This is a genomic window from Streptomyces sp. WAC05374, assembly GCF_004353505.1.
In the GTDB taxonomy this organism is placed as follows: Bacteria; Actinomycetota; Actinomycetes; order Streptomycetales; family Streptomycetaceae; genus Streptomyces.
Genome location: NZ_SMNQ01000010.1, coordinates 54412 through 78716 on the forward strand (window position 1 = coordinate 54412; position 24305 = coordinate 78716).

25 protein-coding genes are annotated in these 24305 nt (G+C 73.3%); 13 read left to right on the forward strand and 12 right to left on the reverse strand.

The window, feature by feature from the left end:
• Window positions 1–36 precede the first annotated feature (36 nt).
• The 3 genes from E2B92_RS19890 (at window position 37) to hutH (ending at window position 3715) form a co-directional block, all read left to right on the forward strand.
• On the forward strand, window positions 37–825 hold the full coding sequence (locus E2B92_RS19890; RefSeq protein ID WP_126883480.1) for an enoyl-CoA hydratase/isomerase family protein: 789 nt from the start codon (window positions 37–39) through the stop codon (window positions 823–825).
• A 30-nt stretch (window positions 826–855) separates the two neighbouring features.
• Window positions 856–2109 (forward strand): GGDEF domain-containing protein, encoded by a 1254-nt coding sequence (locus E2B92_RS19895; protein ID WP_126883481.1) that lies wholly within the window; start codon window positions 856–858, stop codon window positions 2107–2109.
• Window positions 2110–2173: 64 nt separating this feature from the next.
• Window positions 2174–3715 (forward strand): histidine ammonia-lyase, encoded by a 1542-nt coding sequence (hutH, locus tag E2B92_RS19900; protein WP_126883517.1) that lies wholly within the window; start codon window positions 2174–2176, stop codon window positions 3713–3715.
• Between the two features lie 33 nt (window positions 3716–3748).
• Here the strand turns inward: hutH and E2B92_RS19905 are convergent, their stop codons facing one another.
• The gene (locus E2B92_RS19905) at window positions 3749–4024 is read right to left on the reverse strand and encodes a hypothetical protein (RefSeq protein ID WP_126883482.1); all 276 of its coding nucleotides are present in this window, start codon (window positions 4022–4024) and stop codon (window positions 3749–3751) included.
• A 157-nt stretch (window positions 4025–4181) separates the two neighbouring features.
• Between E2B92_RS19905 and E2B92_RS19910 the strand changes: the two genes are divergently transcribed.
• Together E2B92_RS19910 and E2B92_RS19915 are read left to right on the forward strand one after the other, a co-directional pair.
• Entirely contained in the window at window positions 4182–4472 is a 291-nt protein-coding gene (locus tag E2B92_RS19910; protein WP_235023892.1) for a hypothetical protein, read from the forward strand.
• A gap of 213 nt (window positions 4473–4685) precedes the next feature.
• Window positions 4686–5951, forward strand: coding sequence for a L,D-transpeptidase (locus E2B92_RS19915; protein ID WP_126883483.1), 1266 nt, complete (start codon window positions 4686–4688; stop codon window positions 5949–5951).
• A gap of 68 nt (window positions 5952–6019) precedes the next feature.
• Here the strand turns inward: E2B92_RS19915 and E2B92_RS19920 are convergent, their stop codons facing one another.
• Window positions 6020–6880, reverse strand: coding sequence for a helix-turn-helix domain-containing protein (locus E2B92_RS19920; RefSeq protein WP_126883484.1), 861 nt, complete (start codon window positions 6878–6880; stop codon window positions 6020–6022).
• A 128-nt stretch (window positions 6881–7008) separates the two neighbouring features.
• Between E2B92_RS19920 and E2B92_RS19925 the strand changes: the two genes are divergently transcribed.
• Together E2B92_RS19925 and E2B92_RS19930 are read left to right on the forward strand one after the other, a co-directional pair.
• The gene (locus E2B92_RS19925) at window positions 7009–8052 is read left to right on the forward strand and encodes an NAD(P)-dependent alcohol dehydrogenase (RefSeq protein WP_126883485.1); all 1044 of its coding nucleotides are present in this window, start codon (window positions 7009–7011) and stop codon (window positions 8050–8052) included.
• Between the two features lie 94 nt (window positions 8053–8146).
• Window positions 8147–8503 carry a DUF1330 domain-containing protein gene (locus tag E2B92_RS19930; protein WP_126883486.1) on the forward strand — a complete coding sequence of 119 codons (357 nt, stop codon included), beginning with the start codon at window positions 8147–8149 and terminating at the stop codon, window positions 8501–8503.
• A 7-nt stretch (window positions 8504–8510) separates the two neighbouring features.
• Here the strand turns inward: E2B92_RS19930 and abc-f are convergent, their stop codons facing one another.
• The 4 genes from abc-f to E2B92_RS19950 all read right to left on the reverse strand — a co-directional run bounded on the left by abc-f (window position 8511) and on the right by E2B92_RS19950 (window position 12579).
• Window positions 8511–10127 carry a ribosomal protection-like ABC-F family protein gene (abc-f, locus tag E2B92_RS19935; protein WP_126883487.1) on the reverse strand — a complete coding sequence of 539 codons (1617 nt, stop codon included), beginning with the start codon at window positions 10125–10127 and terminating at the stop codon, window positions 8511–8513.
• A gap of 154 nt (window positions 10128–10281) precedes the next feature.
• Window positions 10282–10707: a hypothetical protein gene (locus E2B92_RS19940; protein WP_126883488.1), complete on the reverse strand. Its 426-nt coding sequence runs from the start codon at window positions 10705–10707 to the stop codon at window positions 10282–10284.
• Window positions 10708–10717: 10 nt separating this feature from the next.
• Complete coding sequence (gene msrA, locus E2B92_RS19945) at window positions 10718–11380, reverse strand: peptide-methionine (S)-S-oxide reductase MsrA (protein WP_126883489.1); 663 nt, start codon at window positions 11378–11380, stop codon at window positions 10718–10720.
• A gap of 89 nt (window positions 11381–11469) precedes the next feature.
• Window positions 11470–12579, reverse strand: coding sequence for a hypothetical protein (locus tag E2B92_RS19950; protein ID WP_126883490.1), 1110 nt, complete (start codon window positions 12577–12579; stop codon window positions 11470–11472).
• 60 nt (window positions 12580–12639) lie between these two features.
• On the opposite strand from E2B92_RS19950, the gene E2B92_RS19955 reads away from it, so the two are divergent.
• The gene (locus E2B92_RS19955; protein WP_126883491.1) at window positions 12640–13794 is read left to right on the forward strand and encodes a cystathionine gamma-synthase; all 1155 of its coding nucleotides are present in this window, start codon (window positions 12640–12642) and stop codon (window positions 13792–13794) included.
• A gap of 66 nt (window positions 13795–13860) precedes the next feature.
• Here E2B92_RS19955 and E2B92_RS19960 read toward each other — a convergent pair whose 3' ends face one another.
• The 3 genes from E2B92_RS19960 to E2B92_RS19970 are packed head-to-tail and all read right to left on the reverse strand — an operon-like array spanning window position 13861 to window position 15148.
• The gene (locus tag E2B92_RS19960) at window positions 13861–14115 is read right to left on the reverse strand and encodes a hypothetical protein (protein ID WP_126883492.1); all 255 of its coding nucleotides are present in this window, start codon (window positions 14113–14115) and stop codon (window positions 13861–13863) included.
• Window positions 14112–14555 carry a sigma factor-like helix-turn-helix DNA-binding protein gene (locus tag E2B92_RS19965; protein ID WP_126883493.1) on the reverse strand — a complete coding sequence of 148 codons (444 nt, stop codon included), beginning with the start codon at window positions 14553–14555 and terminating at the stop codon, window positions 14112–14114. The genes E2B92_RS19960 and E2B92_RS19965 overlap by 4 nt, the downstream gene beginning before the upstream one ends.
• A 32-nt stretch (window positions 14556–14587) precedes the next feature.
• Entirely contained in the window at window positions 14588–15148 is a 561-nt protein-coding gene (locus tag E2B92_RS19970) for a MarR family winged helix-turn-helix transcriptional regulator (RefSeq protein WP_235023893.1), read from the reverse strand.
• A 113-nt stretch (window positions 15149–15261) separates the two neighbouring features.
• Here E2B92_RS19970 and ilvA point away from each other — a divergent pair, with 113 nt between their 5' ends.
• From ilvA to E2B92_RS19985, 3 genes are all read left to right on the forward strand, one after another.
• On the forward strand, window positions 15262–16491 hold the full coding sequence (gene ilvA, locus E2B92_RS19975; protein ID WP_126883495.1) for a threonine ammonia-lyase: 1230 nt from the start codon (window positions 15262–15264) through the stop codon (window positions 16489–16491).
• A gap of 145 nt (window positions 16492–16636) precedes the next feature.
• Window positions 16637–17620: an ATP-binding cassette domain-containing protein gene (locus E2B92_RS19980; protein WP_126883496.1), complete on the forward strand. Its 984-nt coding sequence runs from the start codon at window positions 16637–16639 to the stop codon at window positions 17618–17620.
• Window positions 17617–18468 carry an ABC transporter permease gene (locus tag E2B92_RS19985; protein ID WP_126883497.1) on the forward strand — a complete coding sequence of 284 codons (852 nt, stop codon included), beginning with the start codon at window positions 17617–17619 and terminating at the stop codon, window positions 18466–18468. The genes E2B92_RS19980 and E2B92_RS19985 overlap by 4 nt, the downstream gene beginning before the upstream one ends.
• A 52-nt stretch (window positions 18469–18520) precedes the next feature.
• Here E2B92_RS19985 and greA read toward each other — a convergent pair whose 3' ends face one another.
• Together greA and E2B92_RS19995 are read right to left on the reverse strand one after the other, a co-directional pair.
• Complete coding sequence (gene greA, locus E2B92_RS19990; protein WP_126883498.1) at window positions 18521–19018, reverse strand: transcription elongation factor GreA; 498 nt, start codon at window positions 19016–19018, stop codon at window positions 18521–18523.
• A gap of 249 nt (window positions 19019–19267) precedes the next feature.
• On the reverse strand, window positions 19268–19669 hold the full coding sequence (locus tag E2B92_RS19995) for a DUF4307 domain-containing protein (protein WP_126883499.1): 402 nt from the start codon (window positions 19667–19669) through the stop codon (window positions 19268–19270).
• Window positions 19670–19768: 99 nt separating this feature from the next.
• On the opposite strand from E2B92_RS19995, the gene mca reads away from it, so the two are divergent.
• The gene (mca, locus tag E2B92_RS20000; RefSeq protein ID WP_126883500.1) at window positions 19769–20650 is read left to right on the forward strand and encodes a mycothiol conjugate amidase Mca; all 882 of its coding nucleotides are present in this window, start codon (window positions 19769–19771) and stop codon (window positions 20648–20650) included.
• Window position 20651: 1 nt separating this feature from the next.
• Entirely contained in the window at window positions 20652–20885 is a 234-nt protein-coding gene (locus E2B92_RS20005; protein ID WP_126883501.1) for a hypothetical protein, read from the forward strand.
• A gap of 162 nt (window positions 20886–21047) precedes the next feature.
• Here E2B92_RS20005 and E2B92_RS20010 read toward each other — a convergent pair whose 3' ends face one another.
• Window positions 21048–24284 carry a tetratricopeptide repeat protein gene (locus tag E2B92_RS20010; protein ID WP_133087624.1) on the reverse strand — a complete coding sequence of 1079 codons (3237 nt, stop codon included), beginning with the start codon at window positions 24282–24284 and terminating at the stop codon, window positions 21048–21050.
• Window positions 24285–24305 lie beyond the last annotated feature (21 nt).

The following is a 24305-nucleotide window of genomic DNA, read 5'->3' on the forward strand; positions in this document are numbered from 1 at the left end:
TCGCTAACGTTCGTTAACCGGGAGGGTGTGTCACGCATGTCCGAGCAGCGCTTCGGGGAATTCGTCGCCGTACGCCGTCATGACCACGTCGCCGAGCTGGTGCTCGACCGGCCCAAGGCCATGAACGCCGTCTCCAGCGAGATGGCCCGCTCCATCGGTGCCGCGTGCGCCGCGCTCGCCGCCGACGCCTCGGTGCGCGTGACCGTCCTGACCTCCTCCAACGACAAGGCGTTCTGCGTCGGCGCCGACCTCAAGGAGCGCAACTCCTTCACCGACGCCGAGCTGGTGCGCCAGCGGCCGGTCGCGCGCGGCGCGTACACCGGCGTGCTCGAGCTGCCGATGCCGACCGTCGCCGCCGTGCACGGCTTCGCCCTGGGCGGCGGCTTCGAGCTCGCGCTCGCCTGCGACCTGATCGTGGTGGACGCGACCGCCGTCGTCGGGCTGCCCGAGGTGTCGGTGGGCGTGATCCCCGGCGGCGGGGGTACGCAGCTCCTGCCGCGCCGCGTGGGGGCCGCCCGGGCGGCGGAGCTGGTGTTCACGGCACGGCGGGTGGCGGCGGCCGAGGCGGTGTCCCTGGGGCTCGCCGACCAGCTCGTCGACGACGCCCGGGAGGGCGCGCTCGAGCTGGCCGGCCGGATCGCGGCCAACTCGCCGGTCGGGCTGCGGGCCGCCAAGCGGGCCATGCGGCTGGGGCAGGGGCTGGACCTGCGGGCGGGCCTGGAGGTCGAGGACGCGGCCTGGCGGTCGGTGGCCTTCTCCGGTGACCGGGCCGAGGGCGTGGCGGCCTTCAACGAGAAGCGGAAGCCGGAGTGGCCCGGGGAGTGAAAAGTCGGCGATGCTCCCTAAGCTTGAGGAATGGGTGAGGATGTCCGGCTACGCGCTGTAGTGGCGCTCGCGCAGGCCATGGCGTCGGCGCACACTCCGCGCGAGACCTGGCGGGCGGCCGCGCTGGGCGCGCGCGACGCGCTCGGCGGGACGTTCGCCGCGCTCTCGATGTGGGAGCGGGACCTCGGCCGGCTCAAGGTGCTGGTGAACGCGGGACAGCGGGCCGCGGACGAGGAGGAGTTCCCGGACGCCGAGACCTATCCGGTCCACCAGTTCTCCGAGATCACCGAGTTCCTGCACGAGCGGTGGGCGGGCGGCGGTGAGCCCAACGCCTGGGTCGAGACGGCCGAGGGGCCGGCCGAGGGCGAGCCCGGCTACACCCACATGGGGGCCCCTCCCGTGCACGGAGTGCTACGGGGGAGGGTGGCCGCGCTGCGGCGGCGCGGGCGCGGCTGCTGCGTGGTCGCGCCGATAGTGATGCACGGGCGGGCGTGGGGCGAGCTGTACGTGGCGCGGCCGGCCGGCGCGCCGGTCTTCGACCGCGGCGACGCGGACTTCGCGACCGTCCTCGCGTCGGTGGTCGCGGCCGGGATCGCCCAGACCGAGCGGCTGGAGGAGGTCCGCAAGCTGGCCTTCACCGACCCGCTGACGGGGCTCGCCAACCGGCGGGCGGTGGACATGCGGTTGGACGAGGCCGTGGAGCGCTTCCTCAGCGACGGGACGGTGGTCTCGCTCGTGGTGTGCGACCTGAACGGCCTCAAGCGCGTCAACGACACGCACGGGCACGCGGTGGGGGACCGGCTGCTGGAGCGCTTCGGCTCGGTGCTGTCGTACTGCGGGGCGATGCTGCCGGGCGCCCTGGCGGCGCGGCTGGGCGGGGACGAGTTCTGCCTGGTGTCGGTGGGGCCGGAGGCGGACGAGGTGGTGCGCGCCGCGGACGAGCTGTGCGTACGCGCCGGGGACCTGGAGCTGGGCGAGGGCGTGGCGTGCGGGGTGGCGTCCACCGGTGACCCGATCGGTCCGGTGCCCTCGGCGCGGCGGCTGTTCCGGCTGGCGGACGCCGCCCAGTACCGGGCCAAGGCCGCCCGGTCGCCCAAGCCGGTGGTGGCGGGCCGCGACGGCACGGTCATCGCGCTGGCGGACCACCCCCCGTCCTCCTCCCGTGACCGCCGCAGCTTCCGCGACGCCCCGGCTCCGCAGGCGCCGGACGCCGCCCCCGGCCCGGGAACCGGGGCGGGTCCGGAGGCCGGTCCGGAGGCCGGACCGGGACCCTCCGGGGCGTAAGGGGCTCCGGACAGGCGGGGTAGTGACACGTTGGGATTCAGTCCGTACGCTGCTGAATATGGATATGCACACAGTCGTGGTGGGGACGTCCGGTACCACCGCCCAGGACGTCATCGCCGTGGCCCGCGGCAACGCAACGGTCGAGCTCTCCCCGGAGGCGCTCGCCGCGCTCGCCAAGGCCCGGGAGATCGTCGACGCCCTCGCCGCCAAGCCCGAGCCCGTCTACGGCGTGTCGACCGGCTTCGGGGCGCTCGCCACCCGGCACATCAGCCCCGAGCTGCGCGCCCAGCTCCAGCGCAACATCGTGCGCTCGCACGCCGCCGGCATGGGCGCGCCCGTCGAGCGCGAGGTCGTCCGCGCGCTGATGTTCCTGCGGCTGAAGACCGTCTGCTCCGGCCACACCGGCGTCCGGCCCCAGGTCGCCCAGACCATGGCGGACGTGCTGAACGCCGGGATCACCCCGGTCGTCCACGAGTACGGCTCCCTCGGCTGCTCCGGCGACCTCGCGCCGCTCAGCCACTGCGCGCTCACCCTCATGGGCGAGGGCGACGCCGAGGGCCCCGACGGGCGGGTGCGCCCGGCCGGCGAACTGCTCGCCGAGCACGGCATCGAGCCCGTCGAGCTGCGCGAGAAGGAGGGCCTCGCCCTCCTCAACGGCACCGACGGCATGCTCGGCATGCTGATCATGGCCCTCGCGGACCTGGACAGGCTCTACAAGTCCGCCGACATCACCGCCGCGCTCTCCCTCGAGGCCCTCCTCGGCACGGAGAAGGTCCTCGCGCCCGAACTGCACGCCATCCGCCCGCACCCCGGCCAGGGCGCCGCCGCCGCGAACATGCTCGCCGTCCTCCGGGGCTCCGGCCTCACCGGCCACTTCCAGCAGGACGAGGCCCCGCGCGTCCAGGACGCCTACTCGGTGCGCTGCGCCCCCCAGGTCGCCGGCGCGGGCCGCGACACCATGGCGCACGCCCGGCTCGTCGCCGAGCGCGAGCTCGCCTCCGCGGTCGACAACCCGGTCGTCCTGCCCGACGGTCGCGTCGAGTCCAACGGCAACTTCCACGGCGCGCCCGTGGCGTACGTCCTGGACTTCCTCGCCATCGCCGCCGCCGACCTCGGCTCCATCGCCGAGCGCCGCACCGACCGGCTGCTGGACAAGAACCGCTCCCACGGCCTGCCGCCGTTCCTCGCCGACGACGCGGGCGTCGACTCGGGCCTGATGATCGCCCAGTACACCCAGGCCGCCCTGGTCAGCGAGCTGAAGCGGCTCGCCGTCCCGGCCTCCGCCGACTCGATCCCCTCCTCCGCCATGCAGGAGGACCACGTCTCCATGGGCTGGTCGGCCGCCCGCAAGCTGCGCACCGCCGTCGGCAACCTGGGCCGGATCATCGCCGTCGAGCTGTACGCCGCGACCCGCGCCATCGAGCTGCGCGAGGGCCTCACCCCGGCGCCCGCCTCCCGCGCCGCCATCGAGGCGCTGCGCGCGGCCGGGGTCCAGGGCCCCGGGCCGGACCGCTTCCTCGCCCCCGACCTGGACGCCGCCGACGCCTTCGTACGCGAGGGCCGGCTCGTCGAGGCGGTCGAGAAGGTCACCGGCCCGCTGGCCTGACCCGGCCCGCGCGCGTGCCCGGGGCGCGCACCGTCACAGGACGGTGTGCGCCCCTCGTCGTACGGCGAAGGCCACCAGGCCCGTACCGACACCCAGGAAGGCCGCGCCCCCGATCAGGTACGGCGTGGTGTCGACGCTTCCGGTGTCGGCGAGCGCGAGGTCCTGGCCGCTCGCCGCGGACGTTCTCGTTTCGTGCTGCTCCGCGGGTGGCCGCTCAACGGTGGCGTTGGCCGAAGGGACGAACCACAGCGCGCCGAGCAGGGTCCCGGCGGCGGTGGCGGTCAGCAGCGGTCGACGTGCGACGGACACAGATTCAGATCCCCTTGCGGAACCGAGAATTGGTGGGTGCGTCGATGCTAATGAACACAGCGGGTCGCTGGAAAGTCGTGGGCCCCGGCGGCTTACGCTCCGTCATATGAGCCCTTCTGAGACATCACGGTATGTGCGCCTTCGAGTGGAACTGCTGATGGAAGTGACGGACGACGAACAACTCACCGCAGCGGCCCTCGAACGCGTCGAAGCCGACGAATTCATGCCCGACGAGGAGCGTACGCAGGCCCAGTCCGCGGTACGAGAAGACGAAGCGGAAGCTCTCGCGTACCTCGTCGAGCCGGTCGATCTGCTGAGCCAGGTGCCGGGTGTCGAACTCGCCCAGGCGTCCTGGAGCAGCGAGCTGGTCGACCACGACCCCGACGCGGACGTGTGGGAGCTGGAGGAGGAGGATGACGAGGATCACCTCGACGACGTACGGCCGTAGCGTGTGACCTGCGACACGCCGCGGGCCCCGGACTCCCACCGCGCGGGTGCGTCCGGGGCCCATTTCACGCGCGTCCGTATACCTCGGGAAGATCGGGAACCAACGGCTCCCCGGGGTGCGTCGATCAGTGGTGTTCCCCACATCCATGCCTGATGGGGAACCGGACGGGTTGTTATGGGTGTTGTTGTAACAGTTGGCAGGGAATCGGCGACGATGGAGAAGCGTGTGATGACGGACAGCAAGCGGCGCAGGGGCCTGGTGGCCGCGTCCGCACTGCTCGGCGGCGTAATGGTGCTCACCGGCTGCAGCGGCGGTGAGGACAAGGCCGACGCCGCCGGAAGCTCCAAGACGTCACAGTCCCAGGTCGACGCGGCGGCGGCGAAGGACGCCTCCCAGGCCCGAATAGCGATCTCGCCGAAGAACGGCGCGCAGAACGCGTCGATCAACAACGACGCCAAGGTCACCGTCAGCGAGGGCAAGCTCACCCAGGTCACCATGACCGCCCCGGACGGCACGACCGTCAAGGGCGAGATGGCCGCCGACGGCACGAGCTGGAAGCCCACCGAGCAGCTCGAGCGGGCCACCACCTACAAGATCGCCGCCACCGCCAAGGACTCCGAGGGCCGCGAGGCCCACGAGAACTCCTCCTTCACCACCGTCTCCAAGGACAACAGCTTCATCGGGAACTTCACCCCCGAGGACGGCTCCACGGTCGGCGTCGGCATGCCCGTCTCCCTCACCTTCAACAAGCCGATCACGGACAAGAAGGCCGTCCAGTCCGCGATCAGCGTCTCCTCCACCAGCGGCCAGGAGGTCGTCGGCCACTGGTTCAACGCCCAGCGCCTGGACTTCCGCCCCGAGAACTACTGGGCCGAGGGCTCCAAGGTCACCCTCAAGCTGAACCTCGACGGCGTCGAGGGCTCCGAGGGCGTCTTCGGCGTCCAGCAGAAGACCGTCACCTTCACCGTCGGCCGCAACCAGGTCTCCACCGTCGACGCCGCAGCCAAGACCATGACGGTCACCCAGGACGGCAAGACGATCAAGACCATCCCGATCTCCGCCGGCGCCCCCGAGAACCCGACCTACAACGGCCAGATGGTCATCTCCGAGAAGTTCAAGGAGACCCGGATGGACGGCTCGACGGTCGGCTTCACCAAGGAGGACGGCAAGGGCGAGTACGACATCAAGGACGTGCCGCACGCCATGCGGCTGTCCACGTCGGGCACCTTCATCCACGGCAACTACTGGGGCAGCGACTCCATCTTCGGCAAGGTCAACACCAGCCACGGCTGCGTGGGCCTGAACGACGCCAAGGGTGCCAACGACCCCGACCAGCCGGGCGCCTGGTTCTACGACAACTCGATCATCGGTGACGTGGTCGTCGTCAAGAACTCCAAGGACAAGACCATCGCCCCGGACAACGGCCTCAACGGCTGGAACATGAGCTGGGCCGAGTGGAAGGCCGGCTCCGCGGTCTGAGCCACCCGGCACGACGACGGGCGGCGGTCCTCCCCACGGAGGGCCGCCGCCCGTCGTCGTACCCGCGCTCAGCGCGCCCCGGCGACCTCGTCCACGCCCCAGTTCGCCAGCAGCCGCAGCGCGTCCGCCGACGGCGACCCCGGCTCCGCCGTGTACGTGACCAGCGCCATGTCGTGATCGTCCGGCACCTTCAGCGTCTCGTACGCCAGCGTCAGCTCACCCACCAGCGGATGGCGCAGTCGCTTGGTGCCGTGCCCCTTGTCCTGCACCGTGTGCGCCGCCCACAGCCTCCGGAAGTCCGCGCTCTTCACCGACAGCTCGCCCACCAGCGACGACAGTTGGGGATCGTCCGCCGAACAGCCCGCGTACATCCGCAGCACGCTCACCACCTCCGTCGCCTTCGCCTCCCAGTCGACGTACAGGTCACGCGCGTTCGGAGCCAGGAACACCTGCCACGCCATGTTCCGCTCGTGCGGCTCCAGCGCCGCCAGATCGCCCAGCAGCGCCCGCGCCATCCGGTTCCACCCCACGATGTCCAGCCGCCGCCCCAGCAGGTACGCGGGCACCCCGTCCATCGCGTCCAGCAGGTGCTGGAGCGCCGGGCGCACCGTCTGCGGCCGGGTGGCGGGCGCCCGCCGCTTCTTCTTGTGCGCCGGCTTCGCCAGGTGTGTCAGATGGTCGCGCTCGGCGTCCGTCAGCCGCAGCGCCCGGGCGATGGCGTCCAGCACCTCCGTGGAGACATTGCGGCCGTTGCCCTGCTCCAGCCGCGTGTAGTACGCCACGGACACCCCGGCGAGCTGCGCCAGCTCCTCACGCCGCAGCCCCGGCACGCGGCGGTGGCGCCCGAACGCGGGCAGCCCCACGTCCTGTGGCTTCAGCCGGGCCCGCCGGGAGCGGAGGAACTCACTCAGTTCGGCACGCTGGTCCATACCGCAAGTATCCCGGGTCGTACGCACCGGACCCGGGGCCGTTCCTGACCCTGCCAGTGGTACGCACACGGGTCGTACGCAGCACAGAGGCCTGGGTGACCCGCACAAACACCGGCAGGCTCACAGCCATGACCACGAACGTTCCCGCATACGCAGCCCCCGCCGCCAACGCCCCGCTGGAGCGCGTCACCATCCCGCGCCGGGCGGTCGGCGAGCGCGACGTGCTGATCGAGATCAAGTACGCCGGAATCTGCCACTCCGACATTCACCAGGCCCGGGACGGCTGGGGCGAGGGCATCTTCCCGATGGTGCCCGGCCACGAGATCGCCGGAATCGTCACCGAGATCGGCCCGGGCGTCACCACCTACCGGGCCGGCGACCGCGTCGGCGTCGGCTGCTTCGTGGACTCCTGCCGCCGGTGCGACCACTGCCGCCAGGGCCTGGAGCAGTACTGCGCCGAAGGCATGACCGGCACGTACAACGCCCTCGACCGCGACGGCGAGCCCACCTACGGCGGCTACTCCACCCACATCGTCGTCGACGAGAACTACGCCGTCCGCATCCCCGACGCCCTGCCCCTGGACGTCGCCGCACCCCTGCTGTGCGCCGGCATCACCCTCTACTCGCCGCTCGTCCACTGGAAGGCCGGCCCCGGCAAGAACGTGGCCGTCGTCGGCCTCGGCGGCCTCGGCCACATGGGCGTGAAGATCGCCCACGCGCTGGGCGCCGAGGTCACCGTGCTCAGCCAGACCCTCCGCAAGCAGGAGGACGGCCTGAAGCTGGGCGCCGACCACTTCCACGCCACCAGCGACCCCGAGACCTTCGAGAAGCTCGCGGGCACCTTCGACCTGATCGTCTCCACGGTCTCCGCACCGCTGGACTTCGGCGCCTACCTGGGGCTCCTGAAGACGGACGGCGCCCTGGTGAACGTCGGCGCCCCGGAGGAGCCCGTCTCCCTGAACCTCTTCTCCGTGATCACGGGCCGCAAGACCCTCGCCGGTTCGATGATCGGCGGCATCGCCGAGACCCAGGAGATGCTCGACTTCTGCGCCGAGCACGGCCTGGGCGCCGAGATCGAGCTGATCAGCGCCGACCGGATCAACGAGGCGTACGAGCGGGTGCTCGCCGGCGACGTCCGCTACCGCTTCGTCATCGACGCGGCGACCATCTGACGGCCCACCGCCCCACGGGCCGATGACCTCCGGGGTAATCGACCCCGGAGGCACGCCCCGCGAGCATGGGGTCATCCCACACGAGGAGGACCCCATGCCCGCCTACGCCCTCGGCAACCTGAAGCCCCCGGCCGTCCTCGACGACGAGGTCTTCACCTACATGGAGCGCATCCAGGCCACCCTCGACCCCTTCGGCGGCCGGTTCCTCGTGCACGGCGCACCGGCCCGGGAAGTCCGCGAGGGCGAGTGGAACAGCGCCCTCGTCGTCATCGGCTTCCCGACGCTCGACCACGCACGCGACTGGTACGACTCCGAGGCCTACCAGGAGCTCATCCCGCTGCGCACCCGCCACATGACCGGAGACGTCCTGCTCATCGACGGCGTCGCACCCGGCTACGACCCGGCCGCGACGGCGGCCGCGCTCAGGGCCGCGCAGACCGGCCGCCCCTGACGGGCACTCAGGCCACCCGGCCCGCCCGCACCTCCAGCCGGTCGCCGGCGAAGCCGCCCCGGAAGCGGCGGTCGTGCGACACCGCGACGACCGCCCCCTCGTACGCGGCCAGCGCCGCCTCCAGCTCCTCCACCAGCCCGGGCGCCACGTGGTTCGTCGGCTCGTCCAGCACCAGCAGCCCGGCCGGACGCGTCACCAGACGGGCCAGCTCCAGGCGGCGGCGCTGGCCCACCGACAGGGCGGCCACCGGGACCGCCAGGTCCTCCTCCCGGAACAGCCCGAGCGCCAGCAACTCCTCCGCGTGGTCCTCCGGCGCCCCCGGGCGCCCCGCCGCGTACTCCGCCAGCAGCGGCCGGCGCGACGCCCGCACGGGCACCTCCTGCGGCAGGTAGCCCACCGGGCCCGGGCGGTGCACGCTACCCGCGTCGGGGCGCAGGTCCCCGGCGATCACCCGCAGCAGGGTGGTCTTCCCGGCCCCGTTCGGGCCGGTCACCAGAAGCCGGCCGCCCGCCGCGACGCGCAGCGCGTCCACCCGCAGCCGGGCGCCCACGGCCACGCCGTCCAGCGCGACCGCCACCCCCTCCGCCTCCGGGGCGACCAGTCGGGCAGCGAACCGCAACGGCTCCGGGGGCGCCGCGACCGGCTCCCGGCGCAGCCGCTCCAGCCGCTGCCGCGCCGCCCTCACCCGCCCGGACAGCTTCGCCTCGTGCGAGCGCCGGTGCTTGCCGAAGCCCTCCCGGGGGTCCCGCCCGGTGCCGGCCAGCCGTTGTCCGGCCGCCGCGACCAGCGCCTCCGCCTCCGCCACGCCGTCCAGCCACGCCCGGTGGTCCAGCTCCCGGCGGCGGCGGGCCGCGGCCTTCGCCGTCCGGTAGCCCTCCCAGCCTTCCCCGTACCGGGTCACCGCCCGGGTGTCCCGGTCCACCTCCAGGATCGCGGTCGCCACCGCCTGGAGGAACGCCCGGTCGTGCGTCACGGCCAGCACCGTGCCGCGGTGCGCCCGCAGCCGCTCCTCCAGCCAGCCGGTGGCCTGCCCGTCCAGGTGATTGGTCGGCTCGTCGAGCAGCAGCAGCTCCGCGCCCGAGGCCAGCGCGCAGGCCAGCGCCAGCCGGGACCGCTCACCTCCGGACAGCGAACCCAGCCGCCGCTCCCGGCCGATGTGCCCGACGCCCAGTCCGTGCAGCGCGGCGTCGACGCGGGCGTCCGCCTCGTAGCCGCCCCGCTCCTCGTACGTGCTCAACAGCTCGCCGTACGCGGCCAGTTCGGCGTCCGTCGCGTCACCCAGGGACGCCTCGGCCGCCCGCAACCGCCGCTCCAGCGACCGCAGTTCGGCGAGCGAGGCGTCCACGGCGTCCCGCACGGTCGCCGCCGGGTCCAGCTCCAGGGTCTGCGCGAGGTACGCCACCCCGCCGGGGAAGTGGACGGTCACCTCCCCGCCGCCGGGCCTCTCGGCCCCGGCGATCAGCCGCAGCAGCGTGGACTTGCCGGAGCCGTTCTCGCCGATGACGCCGATCCGCTCGCCGGGACGCACGGCGAAGGTGACGCCGTCGAGGACGGACCTGTCCCCATAGGCGTGGGAAACGTCCTTGAAGGTGAGTTGTGCAGGGGTGTGGGCGCGCTCGCGCATGGTTTCTTTCCCTGATGTCCGGGTTCGGGCAGGACGGGGCATGACAGGACGCCTACGCGTCCGCGCCCGGAATCAGAGAAAGAAGTAGTACGCACCCATGCGTTCGAGTGTAGGCGGGCACCCCGGGCCGTTCCACCCGATAAAGACGCCCCGCCTACCAGTCGTAGACGTACCGGCCGGCCGCCCGGTCGAAGGCCACGTCCACCGGGTGGGCGGGCAGGCCGAACTCCTCCTCCGCCCACCGCAGCAGCGCGGCGGCCAGCCCTTCCGGCTGGAAGTCGGCCTGCGGGAACAGCACCCGGCGCACCGTGACCGTGGTGTGTCCGCCCGGGAAGCGCGCCTCGATGGCAGGGGCTGCCAGGGCCGCCCCGCGCCGCAGCCACTCCGCCTCGCCGCCGGTGATCCGCCACCCCGAGCGGTCACCGGCCGGATGGTTCAGGACGGCGGCCACATCCAGCCACACCCGCCCGGCGACGTGCTCGGCCCCGGCCGGGGGCCCGGGAGAAAGCCGGGCATCCGCCGTGAGGTCCACGGCGATGCCCCACGGGCCGCGGAGCAGCCGGTACGACGTCGTCCGCACCGGGCGCGGCTCAGCCGTCGGCCCTGGCGACCCCGACCGGGCAGGAGACCCCCGTACCGCCGATGCCGCAGTAGCCGCCCGGGTTCTTGTCCAGGTACTGCTGGTGGTACGGCTCGGCCGGGTAGAAGGGGCGGTCGTCCGCCGGGAGGATCTCCGTGGTGATCGTCCCGTACCCGGAGCCGGTGAGGACCCGCTGGTAGGCGTCGCGGGAGGACGCGGCGGCCGCCTCCTGGGCGGGGGAGTGGGTGTAGACGGCCGACCGGTACTGGGTGCCGACGTCGTTGCCCTGGCGGAAGCCCTGGGTGGGGTCGTGGGACTCCCAGAAGAGCTTCAGGAGCGTGGCGTACGGGACGACCGCGGGGTCGAAGACCACGCGGACGACCTCGGTGTGGCCGGTGAGTCCCGAGCAGACCTCCTCGTAGGAGGGGTTGCGCGTGTGACCGCCCTGGTAGCCCACCAGGGTCGTCCACACGCCGTCGGTCTGCCAGAACTTCCGCTCGGCGCCCCAGAAACAGCCCAGCCCGAAGTCCGCGACCTCCAGACCGTCCGGGTAGGGACCGAGGAGGGGGTTGCCGAGGACGGTGTGGCGGTCGGGAACGGCGAAGCCGGGCTCCGGACGGCCGCGCAGGGCCTGATCGGGGGTGGGGAGCACGGGAGTGCGGCCGAACAGCATGACTCGGTCTCCTTGTCGCGGGACGCCGGGGACGGCATCCGGACAACGTCCGGGGCGCGGCGGGAATTCCGGCCCCGGCGCCCGGCCGCTCAGTGCGGCAGCGTCGCCGGGCTGCCGCCGTTGGCCTCGTAGCCCGCGACCGCGAGCGCGCGGTAGACCGCGTACTCCGCCGCCGGGTCCTCGCTCAGCGTCCAGGGCAGGGCGCCGATGTGGCCGTCCACGTGGACGAGCTGGTGCATGGCCTCCGACCAGCGCTCCGCGCGTACCAGGAAGTGGATCAGCAGGTGGCGGACGTGGGCGAGCATCGGGTCGTCCGGGCGGGCGGAGTGCACCGCGTACAGCGCGCCCTCCATCGCCCTCGACACCACCTCGGTGCCGTAGAAGTCCCGCACCAGCGCCACCTCCGGCAGGTGCTCGAACACCGCGAACAGCGGCAGCGCGGTGAGCAGCGAGCCCTGCGGGGCGCGCGCCGCGGCGGCCGTGGCGAAGCGGTCCGCGTCCTTCCGGGAGCCGTGCCACTTCTCGCACCAGTAGTGCAGGGCGGCCAGGTGCGCGCCCATGTGCTGCGGCGCCCGGTCGATGATCTTCGCCCAGACCTGGTCGAACTGCTCGTGGGTGTAGCCGAGGCCCCGGGCGACGGCCAGCTCGGTGATGTACGGGACCGGGTCGCCGGGAGCCAGCAGCGCGGCCTCCTCGCAGACCGTGCGCGCCTCCTCCAGGATGATCCGGAAGTCGTCGCGGTCCGCCGAGGACGACCGCCACGCCTGCTGCACCAGGAACTCGGCGTGCACCTCGGCACCGCCCGGGTCCTTGGGCTTCTCGGCGCGCCACGCCCGCAGCCACGCCCCGCCCTGGCCGGGCTGCCGCGCCAGCTCGAGCGACGCGGCGCCCGCGAACGCCTGCACCCGCTGCCAGCGCACCTCGCCGTCCCTGCCGGTGCCCGCCAGCAACTGCGACGCGGCCCGCCAGTCCTGGGTGCGCTGCACGACGTCCAGGACGTCGAGGAGGTCCTGGTCCGGTCCCGGCATCCGCACGTCGAGGTCCTCCTGGCGCACGAAGCCGTACGCGCTCGGATCGGCGGCGTCCGGCGAGCCGGGCGCGACCAGGCGGATGCCGCCCCCGGCGCGGCGGCGCATCAGCCACGGCACGAGGACGGCGCCGATCAGGCCCATCGCGAAGAGGAACCAGAGAATCTCCATACGGCCATTGTCCCGGACGTGTCCGGTGCCCGGCGACGCCCGCGACTAGGCTCGGATCCCATGAGCGACGAGCACACCCACCAGAACTTCGAGACCCGCGCCATCCACGCGGGCAACACCGCCGACCCGCTGACCGGCGCGGTCGTCCCGCCCATCTACCAGGTGTCCACCTACAAGCAGGACGGTGTGGGCGGGCTGCGCGGCGGCTACGAGTACAGCCGCAGCGCCAACCCCACGCGCACGGCCCTGGAGGAGAACCTCGCGGCGCTGGAGGGCGGCCGGCGCGGTCTGGCCTTCGCCTCCGGCCTCGCCGCCGAGGACTGCCTGCTGCGCACGCTGCTGGTGCCCGGCGACCACGTGGTCATCCCGAACGACGCCTACGGCGGCACGTTCCGCCTCTTCGCGAAGGTCGTCGCGCGGTGGGGCGTGGAGTGGTCGGTCGCCGACACCTCCGACCCCGCGGCCGTACGGGACGCGATCACCGACCGTACGAAGGTGATCTGGGTCGAGACGCCCTCGAACCCGCTGCTCGGCATCACCGACATCGCGGCCGTCGCCGACGTCGCGCGTACCGCCGGCGCCAGGCTGGTCGTCGACAACACCTTCGCGAGCCCCTACCTCCAGCAGCCCCTGGCGCTCGGCGCGGACGTCGTCGTGCACTCGCTGACCAAGTACATGGGCGGCCACTCCGACGTCGTGGGCGGCGCCCTGGTCACGGCAGACGAGACGCTGGGCGAGGAACTGGCCTATCACCAGAACGCGATGGGCGCGGTGGCCGGGCCGTTCGACTCGTGGATCGTGCTGCGCGGCATCAAGACGCTGGCCGTCCGCATGGACCGGCACAGCGAGAACGCGGCGCGGGTGGCCGAGATGCTGACCCGGCACCCGAAGGTCACCAGCGTGCTGTACCCGGGCCTGCCCGAGCACCCGGGGCACGAGGTCGCCGCCAAGCAGATGCGCAGCTTCGGCGGAATGATCTCCTTCCGCGTCCAGGGCGGCGAGGAGGCGGCCGTCGAGGTCTGCAACCGCGCGAAGCTCTTCACGCTGGGCGAGTCCCTGGGCGGTGTCGAGTCGCTGATCGAGCACCCGGGCCGGATGACGCACGCCAGCGTCGCCGGGTCGCTGCTGGAGGTCCCGGGTGACCTGGTGCGGCTGTCGGTCGGCATCGAGAACGCCGAGGACCTGCTGGCCGACCTGCGCCAGGCGCTGGGCTGAGCCCCCGGGCGGGGCACGGGGGCGGCCGTTCCCGCCCCGCCCCCGTGCCGCCGGCCCGGCCCGTGGTCACCAGCCCTCGAAGGGCGGGGTGACCTCCGCCGGCGGCACCCGCCAGGGCTCGGCGACCGAGGCCCACACCGCGAACGCCACGGCCGCCGCCGCGAGCAGCAGCCACAGCACGCGGCGCAGTGCCCTGGCGCGGTGCTGGGCGCGCGTGCCGCGGCTGATCGCGCGGGGCAGCAGGTCCGGCGGGACCTGGACGCGCGGCGGGGCGTCCAGCATGCGCCGTACCTCGTCCTCCTTGCGGTCGTAGCCGCTCACGGCGCCCGCCTGAGCAGGGTCACCGCGCGCGTGCAGGTCGCCCGGACCCGGTCGGCGGGCAGTCCCATCAGGGCGGCCGTCTGTTCCTCGGCGACGCCCTCGTACAGGCGCAGCACGACGACGAGCCGTTCCAGCGGGGTGAGCCCGGACAGGATGCCGCCGCGGGGGCGGTGGAAGCGCCAGGCGGCGCGGGCGAACCGGGCGGCCAGTTCCCGCCGGGTCAGGTCGTACGGGTCCTCGTCGCGCAGCCGGTCCCAGCGGGCGTACGTGGCCGCCAGCGCGGCCGTCAGGAGGGCCCCGGCACGCGGGGCGCGGCCGGGCGGCTCGGTCGTCAGCAGGGTGGCGGCGTGCAGCAGCCGGCCCGCCGCCCCGGCGACGAACGCCTCGAAGTCCCGGTCCCGGGCGCGGTGGGGCCGCGCCGTGGCCTGCCGCTCTCGCACGTCCTCATATCAGGCCAGGGCCGGGGCCCGGGTCAAGAGGCGGGAGCGGTCCGTGTGCCCGTTCCCGGCTCCGCGTCCGTCTCCTTGCCGGCCGGCTCGGCCGGCTCGGCGGGGGGCAGGCCGGCCTGCCGGGCGGACAGCGCGGAGTTGAAGCGGGTGAGCAGCGTGCAGAACGACGTGCGCTCCTCCTCGGTCCAGCCGTCCGTCACCTCGGCCATCAGCCGGCGCCGTGAGGAGCGGACCTCGTCGAGGCGGGCCTGGCCGCGCGGCGAGAGCTGGAGCACGACGGCGCGGCCGTCCTCCGGGTGCGAGGTCCGCTTGACCAGGCCGGTGTCGACCAGCGGCGCGACCTGGCGCGTGACGGTGGACGAGTCGATGCCCATCCCGGCCGCCAGCGCCTTGACGCCCATGGGGCCTTCCTGGTCGAGGCGGTTGAGCAGCAGGTAGGCGGCGCGGTCCATCGAGTTGCGGAGCTGGCCCGTGCCGCCGAGGCGGGTCTGCTCGGCCCGGCGGGCGAAGACGGCCACCTGGTGCTGGAGGGCATCGAGGAGACCTTGGTCAAGATCAGTCGTCATGTCCTGAGATGTGGGCATGGCTGCGGGCTCTCTCGTGCGGTGGTGGTCGGTTGGTGGGGGACAGAGTACGCGGCCCCGTGCGCCTTGGTACCGGCGCTGCACAAACGTGATGAGCTGCGAGACTTGGCGTCATGAGCTTCGGTACGCCATACCCCTCACACCCCCTCATCCTCGACGATGTCCGGGGGGCGCAGAAGATGCTCTCCGGGGTGGCCAGGGTGACCCCCATGGAGGGCAGCCGGTACCTGTCGCGGCTGGTGGGCTCGCCGGTCCACTTCAAGTGCGAGAACCTCCAGCGGACCGGTTCGTTCAAGCTGCGGGGCGCTTACGTGCGGATCTCCGGGCTGCGTCCGGAGGAGCGGGCGGCCGGGGTGGTAGCGGCGTCGGCGGGCAACCACGCGCAGGGCGTGGCGCTCGCCTCGTCGCTGCTGGGCGTGCGGTCCACGGTCTTCATGCCGGTGGGCGCCCCGCTGCCGAAGGTGGCGGCGACCCGGGAGTACGGGGCGGACGTGCGGCTGCACGGGCACGTGGTGGACGAGACGCTGGCGGCGGCGCAGGAGTACGCGCACGACACGGGTGCGGTGTTCATCCACCCCTTCGATCACCCGGACGTCATCGCGGGGCAGGGCACGGTGGGGCTGGAGATCCTCGAGCAGTGCCCGGAGGTGGGCACGATCGTGGTCGGGATCGGCGGTGGCGGGCTCGCGGCGGGCATCGCGGTGGCGGTGAAGGCGGTCCGGCCGGACGTGCGGGTGATCGGCGTGCAGGCGGAGGCGGCCGCCGCGTACCCGCCGTCGCTGGCGGTGGGTCACCCGCTGGTGGTCGACACCGCGCCCACGATGGCGGACGGCATCCATGTGGGGCGCCCCGGTGACGTGCCGTTCGGGATTGTCGAGGAGCTGGTCGACGAGGTGCGCACGGTGTCGGAGGACGCCCTGTCGTCGGCGCTGCTGCTGTGCCTGGAGCGGGCGAAGCTGGTGGTGGAGCCGGCCGGGGCGAGCCCGGTGGCGGCGCTGCTGAGTGCGCCGGAGTCGTTCCGCGGGCCGGTGGTGGCGGTCCTCTCGGGCGGGAACGTGGACCCGCTGCTGATGCAGCGCATCCTCCGGCACGGCATGGCGGCGGCGGGGCGGTACCTGAGCCTCAGGCTCCGGCTCACGGACCGCCCGGGGGCGCTCGCGACGCTGCTGGGCGTCCTGTCGGTCGCGGACGCGAACGTGCTGGACGTGGGGCACGTGCGGACCGACCCGCGCCTGGGGCTGACGGAGGTGGAGGTCGAGCTGCACCTGGAGACCAAGGGCCCGGAGCACTGCGCGGAGGTGGCGGCGGCGCTGCGCGAGGCGGGCTACACGGTGATGCCCTGAGCTCACCCGGGGCGCCTGGGCGCGGCCCTTGTTGTGACGCGATGTATCGCGTTAGCCTGTGGTCGCAGTCACACAATCGCCGGGCGCGCGGCGTCCGGCATCCCTACGCTTCGGGTAGCGATTCACCCATCAACGGGAGAAGCACATGCCAGGCGCAATTCACGCCGAGGGACTGGTGAAGACCTTCGGCGACGTACGGGCTCTGGACGGTGTCGACCTGGACGTCCCCGAGGGGACCGTTCTGGGGCTGCTCGGTCCCAACGGGGCCGGTAAGACCACCACCGTGCGCGTCCTCACCACCTTGCTCAAGCCCGACAGCGGCAAGGCGGTCGTCGCGGGCATCGACGTCCTCAAGCACCCCAACGAAGTCCGCCGGTCCATAGGCCTGTCCGGGCAGTTCGCCGCCGTGGACGAGTACCTCACCGGCCGCGAGAACCTCCACATGGTCGGCCAGCTCTACCAGATGTCCGGCAAGGCCGCGAAGGCCCGCGCGGGCGAGCTGCTGGAGCGGTTCAACCTCGCCGACGCCGCCGACCGCCCCGCCAAGACGTACTCCGGCGGCATGCGCCGCCGGCTCGACCTCGCCGCCGCGCTCGTGGTGTCGCCCCCGGTGATGTTCATGGACGAGCCGACCACCGGGCTCGACCCGCGCAACCGGCAGCAGCTCTGGGACGTCATCCAGGAACTGGTCGCCGGCGGTACGACCCTGCTGCTGACCACGCAGTACCTGGAGGAGGCCGACCACCTGGCCCACGACATCTGCGTGGTCGACCACGGGAAGGTCATCGCCCGGGGCACCTCCGACCAGCTCAAGGTCCGCACCGGCGGCGAGCGGGTCGAGGTCGTCGTCCACCAGCCCGACCAGATCGACCCGGCCCGCGCGGTCCTCGCCGGCTTCGGCAAGGGCGAGGTCGCCGTCGAGACCCACACCCGCAGGCTCACCGTCCCGGTCACCGGCGGCGCCAAGCTGCTCGCCGAGGTCATCCGCGAGCTGGACGTCCGGGGTGTGGAGATCGACGACATCGGGCTGCGCCGCCCCACCCTCGACGACGTGTTCATCTCGCTGACCGGGCACGCCGCCGAGCTGGCCGACGAGGACGGCGGCGACCGCGAGGAGGCCGCCGCATGAGCGCCGTGTCCGGCACCACGCCCCGCCTCACGGCCCCCCGGCCGCGCGGGGGTGTCGTGCAGTCGCTGACCGACTCCCTGGTGGTCGCGCGGCGCAATCTGATCCGGATGTCGCGGATTCCCGAAATGATCATTTTCGGGCTCATCCAGCCGATCATGTTCGTGGTGCTGTTCAGCTACGTCTTCGGCGGCTCGATGAACATCGGCGGTACCAGCGACCCCGACGTCTACCGCAACTTCCTGATGGCCGGCATCTTCGCCCAGACCGTCACCTTCGCCACCGCGGGCGCGGGTGCGGGCATCGCCGACGACATGCACAAGGGCCTGATCGACCGGTTCCGGTCCCTGCCCATGGCGCGCGGGGCGGTGCTCACCGGCCGTACGCTCGCCGACCTCGTGCAGACCGCGCTGACCGTCGTCGTGCTCGCGGTCGTCGCGCTCCTGGTCGGCTGGCGCATCCACGAGGGGGTGCCCAAGGCGCTCGGCGCGTTCGCGCTGCTGCTCCTGCTCGGGTACGCGTTCTCGTGGATCGGCGCGCTGATCGGGCTGTCCGTGCGGACGCCGGAGGCGGCCACGTCCGGCGGCCTGATCTGGCTCTTCCCGGTCACGTTCGTCTCGAACGCGTTCGTGGACTCGTCGCAGATGACGCCGTGGCTGCGGCACGTCGCCGAGTGGAACCCGTTCAGCGCCACCGTGCAGGCCTGCCGCGAGCTGTTCGGCAACCCGGGCGTCTCCACCTCCAGCGCCTGGCCCATGCAGCACTCGGTGCTCGCGTCGATCATCTGGTCGGTTCTGATCATCGCGGTGTTCCGCACCCTGGCGGTGCGCAAGTACCGCTCGGCGGCGTAACGCGCGCGAAGGGCCGGGCCGCCCGTGCGGCCCGGCCCTTCGTCGTGTGCGATCAGCCCGAGTACGGCTTTGCGTCGAGGATCTTCACCGACGCCTTCTTGCCGTTCGGCAGCTCGTACTCCGCGTCCTCGCCGACCTTCTTGCCGTTCACGCCCGAGCCGAGCGGCGACTGCGGGGAGTACGTCTCGATGTCGGAGCTCGCGTACTCGCGCGAGGCGAGCAGGAAGGTGAGGGTGTCGTCCTCGTCACCGTCGAAGGCGATCGTGACCACCATGCCCGGCGCCACGACGCCGCTCTCCGAGGGAGCCTCGCCGACCTTCGCCTGCTCCAGGAGCTGGGTGAGCTGGCGCACGCGCAGCTCCTGCTTGCCCTGCTCCTCCTTGGCCGCGTGGTACCCGCCGTTCTCGCGCAGGTCGCCCTCCTCGCGCGCAGCCGCGATCTTGGCGGCGATCTCGGTTCGCGCGGGACCAGACAGGTACTCCAGCTCGGCCTTGAGCTGGTTGTACGCCTCCTGGGTGAGCCAGGTGACGTTTTCGCTGGTCTGGGTCACAGGTGCTCCTCGTCGGTACTGGGAATACAAAGCATCGCCCTACCCAGAAGGATTGTGCCTTCCTGGATGGGCGAAACCACGAGCCTAACAATTTCGGCGGGGAAGGGGGAGGACGAAAGCCACGGAATTTTCATCCGCGCAGGTCACGCCCCGCATGCGGGCGCGGCTGCCGGGACGGGCCGGTCCGCGGTGCGCGGGAGGCCTGGTCCCCGGTGCGCGGGACGGGCTGGTCCGCGGTGCGCGGGAGGCCTAGTCCGCGGTGCAGCCCAGCAGCTCGGCGCTGGTCGCCTTGGTGGTGACGCGCACCGTGACGACCTGGTCGATCCGCTCCTCGGCCCGGTCGAAGCGGACGTCCTTGTGGCCCACCTCGCTGCCGTCCTCCGCGAGGGCGCGCAGCGTGCAGGAGCCCTTGGCGGCGGCGTCCTTGCGCACCTCCAGGTGCACCTGCACCCGGTCGGCGGCCGAGACGTCGAACTTGATCACCTCGGCGCTGATCCGCTGGCCGGCGATGTAGTCGTACCCGAACCAGCCCACCAGTGCGAGCAGCCCGGCGCCCAGCACGGAACCCACGATCTTGAGCTTGCGGTCGGCGCGCTCGTCCGCGGAACGGCCGTAACGGCCGTCGGGGAGCCCTTCCCGCACCGCGCTCATGATCTTTCCTCTCCTGTGGGCCGGACGGCGGAATTTTCCGCCCTCCGATTCCGTCACTATAGAAGCCGCCCGATGGGACGAATCATTGAGGATCGAGTCTTGACTGAGCAGCTACGACTGATGGCCGTTCACGCCCACCCCGACGACGAGTCGAGCAAGGGCGCGGCGACGATGGCCAAGTATGTGTCCGAGGGGGTGGACGTGCTGGTCGTGACCTGCACCGGGGGCGAGCGCGGTTCCATCCTCAACCCGAAGCTCCAGGGCGACCCGTACATCGAGGAGAACATCCACGAGGTGCGCCGCAAGGAGATGGACGAGGCCCGCGAGATCCTCGGCGTCAAGCAGGAGTGGCTCGGCTTCGTCGACTCGGGGCTCCCCGAGGGCGACCCGCTGCCGCCGCTGCCCCAGGGCTGCTTCGCCCTGGAGGACGTCGACAAGGCCGCCGGCCGCCTGGTGAAGTCCATCCGCGCCTTCCGCCCGCAGGTCATCACCACGTACGACGAGAACGGCGGCTACCCGCACCCCGACCACATCATGACCCACAAGATCACGATGGTGGCGTTCGACGGCGCGGCGGACGCCGAGAAGTACCCGGAGCCGGAGTTCGGCCCGGTCTGGCAGGCGTCGAAGGTCTACTACAACCAGGGCTTCAACCGCCCCCGCACGGTCGCCCTGCACGAGGCGCTGCTGGCGCGCGGCCTGGAGTCGCCGTACGGCGAGTGGCTGGAGCGCTGGAAGGAGTTCGAGCGGGCCGAGCGGACCCTGACCACGCACGTTCCGTGCGCGGACTTCTTCGAGATCCGCGACAAGGCGCTGATCGCGCACGCCACGCAGATCGACCCGGACGGCGGCTGGTTCCGCGTGCCGATGGAGATCCAGAAGGAGGTCTGGCCCACGGAGGACTACGAGCTCGCCAAGTCCGTGGTGGACACCTCCCTCCCCGAGGACGACCTCTTCGCGGGCATCCGCGACAATGCATGACATGAGCGCACACCAGGCACTGACCCAGCTCGTCCCGCTCGCCGCCAAGGAGCTCGACGAGAACAAGGTGACCCCCGGCGTCCTCGGTTTCATCGTCTTCGCGGTCATGGCCGCGGGCGTGTGGCTGCTGATGAAGTCGATGAACCGCCACATGGGCAGGGTGAACTTCGAGGAGGCCCCGGAACCGGCGGCGGCCACGGGCTCCGAGCGGGAGCCCGGCAAGAGCGCGGGCTAGCGGGCAGCGGCCTCGTACACGGCTCCACGACCACCGGACGGCGGTCGTGGAGCCCTTACGTGTGCGGGGGCGGTCCGGGCGCCCGTGCCCTGACGCCGGAGGCGCGACGGCGCGTGTCGTCCCGGCGCGCGGCTGCCGTGTCCTGGCGGGCCCGCCCCGCCGTCAGGGGCGTGGCGCCGCCGTCGGGACGCCCATCACCTCCCGCGCGTGCCGGCCCGGGGTCAGGCCCAGGGGCCAAGCCTGCCAGGGCGACTCCAGCCGGATGCCGCGCTCCAGCACCAGGGACCAGGCCGCCACGGCGTCCCGCAGCCGGGGGTCGCGGGCCGGGTGCCTCGCGTCCGAGAGCTGGGCCAGCTCCTGCTGGGCCACGGCCGTGCCCACCTCCACCCCGCCCGGCGAGGCGTACGGCAGCAGGGTGCAGCGCAGGAACCGGGCCCAGTCCTCGCCGCGCCGGTCGCCGTACGAGGCGAACAGGGCGGCCGCCTCGTCGCACAGGGCCAGGGCCTGCGGCGCCCGGTCGTTGCCCGCGTCGACCACGGCCAGCTCCAGGCACGTCCACGCCTCCCCGTGCGCCACCCCGATGCGGCGGAAGTCGGCGCGGGCGTCCACCAGCAACTGGCGGGCGAAGCCCGAGTTGCGGAGGTTGCCCGTCCGGGCGGCGCGCTGGTCACGGGTGGCGCGGCCCGAGTGGTGGCGGGCGCACGCCAGCCCGTACACGTCCCGCATCCGGGAGAACATCGTGCGGGCCCGCTCCAGCTCCCGCACCGCCTGATCGGTCTCCTCCCCGTCCTCCAGCGCCTGGCCCAGGTAGTACAGCGTCCACGCCTCGCCCCGCGCGTCCTCGTTGTCCCGGTGGCGCGCCAGGGCCGCCCGCAGCTCCTCGGCCGCCGGGCCGGGATCGCCGTCGACCAGCCGGGCCCGGCCGAGCTGGGTCAGCGCCCACGCCTCGCCGCGCCGGTCGTGCGTACGCCCGTACAGCTCCAGGGCCGTACGCAGCGCCTCCTCGGCGCGCGGCACGTCGCCCATCCGCAGGCACACCTGGCCGAGCTGGAAGTGCGCCCACGCCTCGCCGTGCAGCGACTCGTTCTCCCGGTGCAGCTCCAGCGCCGAGTCCAGCAGCGTCAGCGCCTCCGCCAGGTTCGCCCGGTCCCGCTCCACCGCCGCCAGGGCGTGCAGCGTCCACGCCCGGTCGGCCGCGAGCTCCGGCGACGCCTGGAGCTCCAGCGCCTCCCGCAGCCTCGCCGCCGCCTCCGGCAGATTGCCCTGGTGCTGGAGCGTGATGCCCAGCGAGCACAGCGCGAGCGCCGCCCCCGCGTCCTGGTGGGCCTCCTGGTACAGCGACACCACCGACGTCAGCGTCGTGCGCGCCGTGTCCAGCTCCCCGAGCTGCCGCGCCGCGATGCCCGTCCGCCACTGCACCGACCGCACCAGCAGCCCCTGGTCCACCGCCTCGGACAGCTCCTGGAGCTCGCCCAGCCGGTACAGGTCGCCCCGCAGCAGGCAGTAGTCGCACAGCGCGCCCAGCAGGTCCAGCACCGGCTGACGGTTCACGCCCTCCGCGTTGCGCAGCGCCGCCGTGATGAACGACGACTCGTCGTCCAGCCAGCGCAGCGCCGCCTCCAGCGAGGCGAACCCGTGGCCGCCGAAGCGGGCCCCGTGCCCCGCCCGGGTCGACATCTTGCCGTCCACCATGCGGATCACCGTGTCGGCCAGCTCCGCGTACGCCCGGATCAGCCGCTCCTGCGCGGCCGCCACGTCCCCGGCCTCCTCCTCGGCGTCCAGCCGCCGCGCCGCGAACGCCCGCACCGCGTCGTGCAGCCGGAACCGGTCGCCCCGCACCTGGTCCAGCAGCCCCGCCCGCGCCAGCTCCCGCAGCCGCGCCCCGCCCTCCTCCTCCCCGGCACCCAGCAGCGCCCCGGCCGCCGCCGCCCCCAGCGACGCCCGCCCCGCCAGCGCGAGGCGCCGCAGCAGCCGCCGCTGGTCCTCGTCCAGGTCCGTGGCGTACCGCGCGGCCACCGCCCGCTCCACCGGACCGCCCGTCCCCCGCTCCAGCAGCCGGGCCACCTCCGCCGCCGGCCGTGCCGCGCCGACCGCCGACCCCGCCACCCGCAGGGCGAGCGGCAGCCCGCCGCACAGCTCCCGCACCCGCTCGGTCGCCTCCGCGTCGTAGGGCGCCCGCTCCTCCTCCCCGGCCGCCCGCCGCAGCAGCTCCTCCGCGCCCGCCGCGTCCAGCCCCGCCACGGGAAGGTGGTGCACCCACGCCGGGACGCCGTCGCCCAGCTCCAGGGGTTCGTCCGCGGTGACCAGCACCAGGCTCTCGGACCGCTCCGGTATCAGCGTGCGCACCTGCTCCGCGTCCCGCGCGTCGTCCAGCACCACCACGACCGGCAGCCCGGTCAGGTGCTGGTGGTACAGCTCGGCCAGCCGCCGGACCTGCTGCCCCGCCGACGGCGAGCGGTCGCGCAGCAGCAACTGCTCGCGCGGCGCGCCCAGCCGGTTCAGCAGGTGCAGCAGGGCGTCCCGGGTCGACACCGGCCGCCCCTTGGGCCCGGTGCCCCGCAGATCCACCAGGCACGCCCCGCGGAACAGGTCCTTCAGCCGGTGCGCGGCCCGCACCGCCAGGGCGGTCCGTCCCGCGCCCGGCTCGCCGTGCAGCACCACGACCGTGGGCCGTGTCTCCGTCGCCGCGCGCCCCGAGCGCACCCACCGCTCGATCCGCTCCAGCTCTCCGCGCCGCCCCGCGAAGGGCTCCCCGGACTCGGGCAGGTGCGTGAAGGACTGCTCCAGGACCGTGCGCCGACGGGCGACGGCGCTGCGGTCCACACCCCGCAGCGCCGGCGCCTTGTCGGCCGGCTTCTGCGCCGCGGCCGCCGCCAGGATCCGCTGCTGATCCAGGAACGGGCGTATCCCGCGCACCTCCAGCGCCGTCAGCCACTGGAGCCGCAACTGCTCCGGCCCGCCCGGCTGGCCCAGCGCCCCGGCCCTGCGGTGCGCGGCCGGCCAGTGCGCGGCGGTCACCTTGAGCACCGTCGCCGCGGCACCCGCCACCGCCACCACCGCCCCGGCGCCCAGCGCCGTGCCGGCACCCGTGCCCAGTGCCAGGTCCGCCCCGGCCGCCGCCACCGCCGCGACCACGGTCACCAGGGCGGGTGTGCCGACCGCCCGCCCGCTGAACAGCTCCGCCGGGGAAGGCCGGTCCGCCTCCGCCGCGTCGAGCGCCGCCGTGTACGCCGCGTACTCCTCCGCCGCGCTCGCCGCCAGCGTCCCGAGCGCCTCCCGGCCCCGTGCCAGCAGCACGCCCGCGCCGGCCCGCCCGCCGGAGCGCCGCACCTCCTCCTCCACGGCCCGCGCCAACAGCCGCTCGGCCTCCGTGCGATGGCTCTCCCGCAACAGCGACATCCGCGTCCCCCTCCGCCGGCG

What these genes read in the sequence shown, in the direction of transcription:
- E2B92_RS19890 (WP_126883480.1), top strand. Translation starts at nt 37, where the DNA reads ATGTCCGAGCAGCGCTTCGGGGAATTCGTCGCCGTACGCCGTCATGAC.
- E2B92_RS19895 (WP_126883481.1), top strand. Translation starts at nt 856, where the DNA reads ATGGGTGAGGATGTCCGGCTACGCGCTGTAGTGGCGCTCGCGCAGGCC.
- hutH (WP_126883517.1), top strand. Translation starts at nt 2,174, where the DNA reads ATGCACACAGTCGTGGTGGGGACGTCCGGTACCACCGCCCAGGACGTC.
- E2B92_RS19910 (WP_235023892.1), top strand. Translation starts at nt 4,182, where the DNA reads ATGGAAGTGACGGACGACGAACAACTCACCGCAGCGGCCCTCGAACGC.
- E2B92_RS19915 (WP_126883483.1), top strand. Translation starts at nt 4,686, where the DNA reads ATGGAGAAGCGTGTGATGACGGACAGCAAGCGGCGCAGGGGCCTGGTG.
- E2B92_RS19920 (WP_126883484.1), bottom strand. Translation starts at nt 6,880, where the DNA reads ATGGACCAGCGTGCCGAACTGAGTGAGTTCCTCCGCTCCCGGCGGGCC.
- E2B92_RS19925 (WP_126883485.1), top strand. Translation starts at nt 7,009, where the DNA reads ATGACCACGAACGTTCCCGCATACGCAGCCCCCGCCGCCAACGCCCCG.
- E2B92_RS19930 (WP_126883486.1), top strand. Translation starts at nt 8,147, where the DNA reads ATGCCCGCCTACGCCCTCGGCAACCTGAAGCCCCCGGCCGTCCTCGAC.
- abc-f (WP_126883487.1), bottom strand. Translation starts at nt 10,127, where the DNA reads ATGCGCGAGCGCGCCCACACCCCTGCACAACTCACCTTCAAGGACGTT.
- msrA (WP_126883489.1), bottom strand. Translation starts at nt 11,380, where the DNA reads ATGCTGTTCGGCCGCACTCCCGTGCTCCCCACCCCCGATCAGGCCCTG.
- E2B92_RS19950 (WP_126883490.1), bottom strand. Translation starts at nt 12,579, where the DNA reads ATGGAGATTCTCTGGTTCCTCTTCGCGATGGGCCTGATCGGCGCCGTC.
- E2B92_RS19955 (WP_126883491.1), top strand. Translation starts at nt 12,640, where the DNA reads ATGAGCGACGAGCACACCCACCAGAACTTCGAGACCCGCGCCATCCAC.
- E2B92_RS19970 (WP_235023893.1), bottom strand. Translation starts at nt 15,148, where the DNA reads ATGCCCACATCTCAGGACATGACGACTGATCTTGACCAAGGTCTCCTC.
- ilvA (WP_126883495.1), top strand. Translation starts at nt 15,262, where the DNA reads ATGAGCTTCGGTACGCCATACCCCTCACACCCCCTCATCCTCGACGAT.
- E2B92_RS19980 (WP_126883496.1), top strand. Translation starts at nt 16,637, where the DNA reads ATGCCAGGCGCAATTCACGCCGAGGGACTGGTGAAGACCTTCGGCGAC.
- E2B92_RS19985 (WP_126883497.1), top strand. Translation starts at nt 17,617, where the DNA reads ATGAGCGCCGTGTCCGGCACCACGCCCCGCCTCACGGCCCCCCGGCCG.
- E2B92_RS19995 (WP_126883499.1), bottom strand. Translation starts at nt 19,669, where the DNA reads ATGAGCGCGGTGCGGGAAGGGCTCCCCGACGGCCGTTACGGCCGTTCC.
- E2B92_RS20005 (WP_126883501.1), top strand. Translation starts at nt 20,652, where the DNA reads ATGAGCGCACACCAGGCACTGACCCAGCTCGTCCCGCTCGCCGCCAAG.
- E2B92_RS20010 (WP_133087624.1), bottom strand. Translation starts at nt 24,284, where the DNA reads ATGTCGCTGTTGCGGGAGAGCCATCGCACGGAGGCCGAGCGGCTGTTG.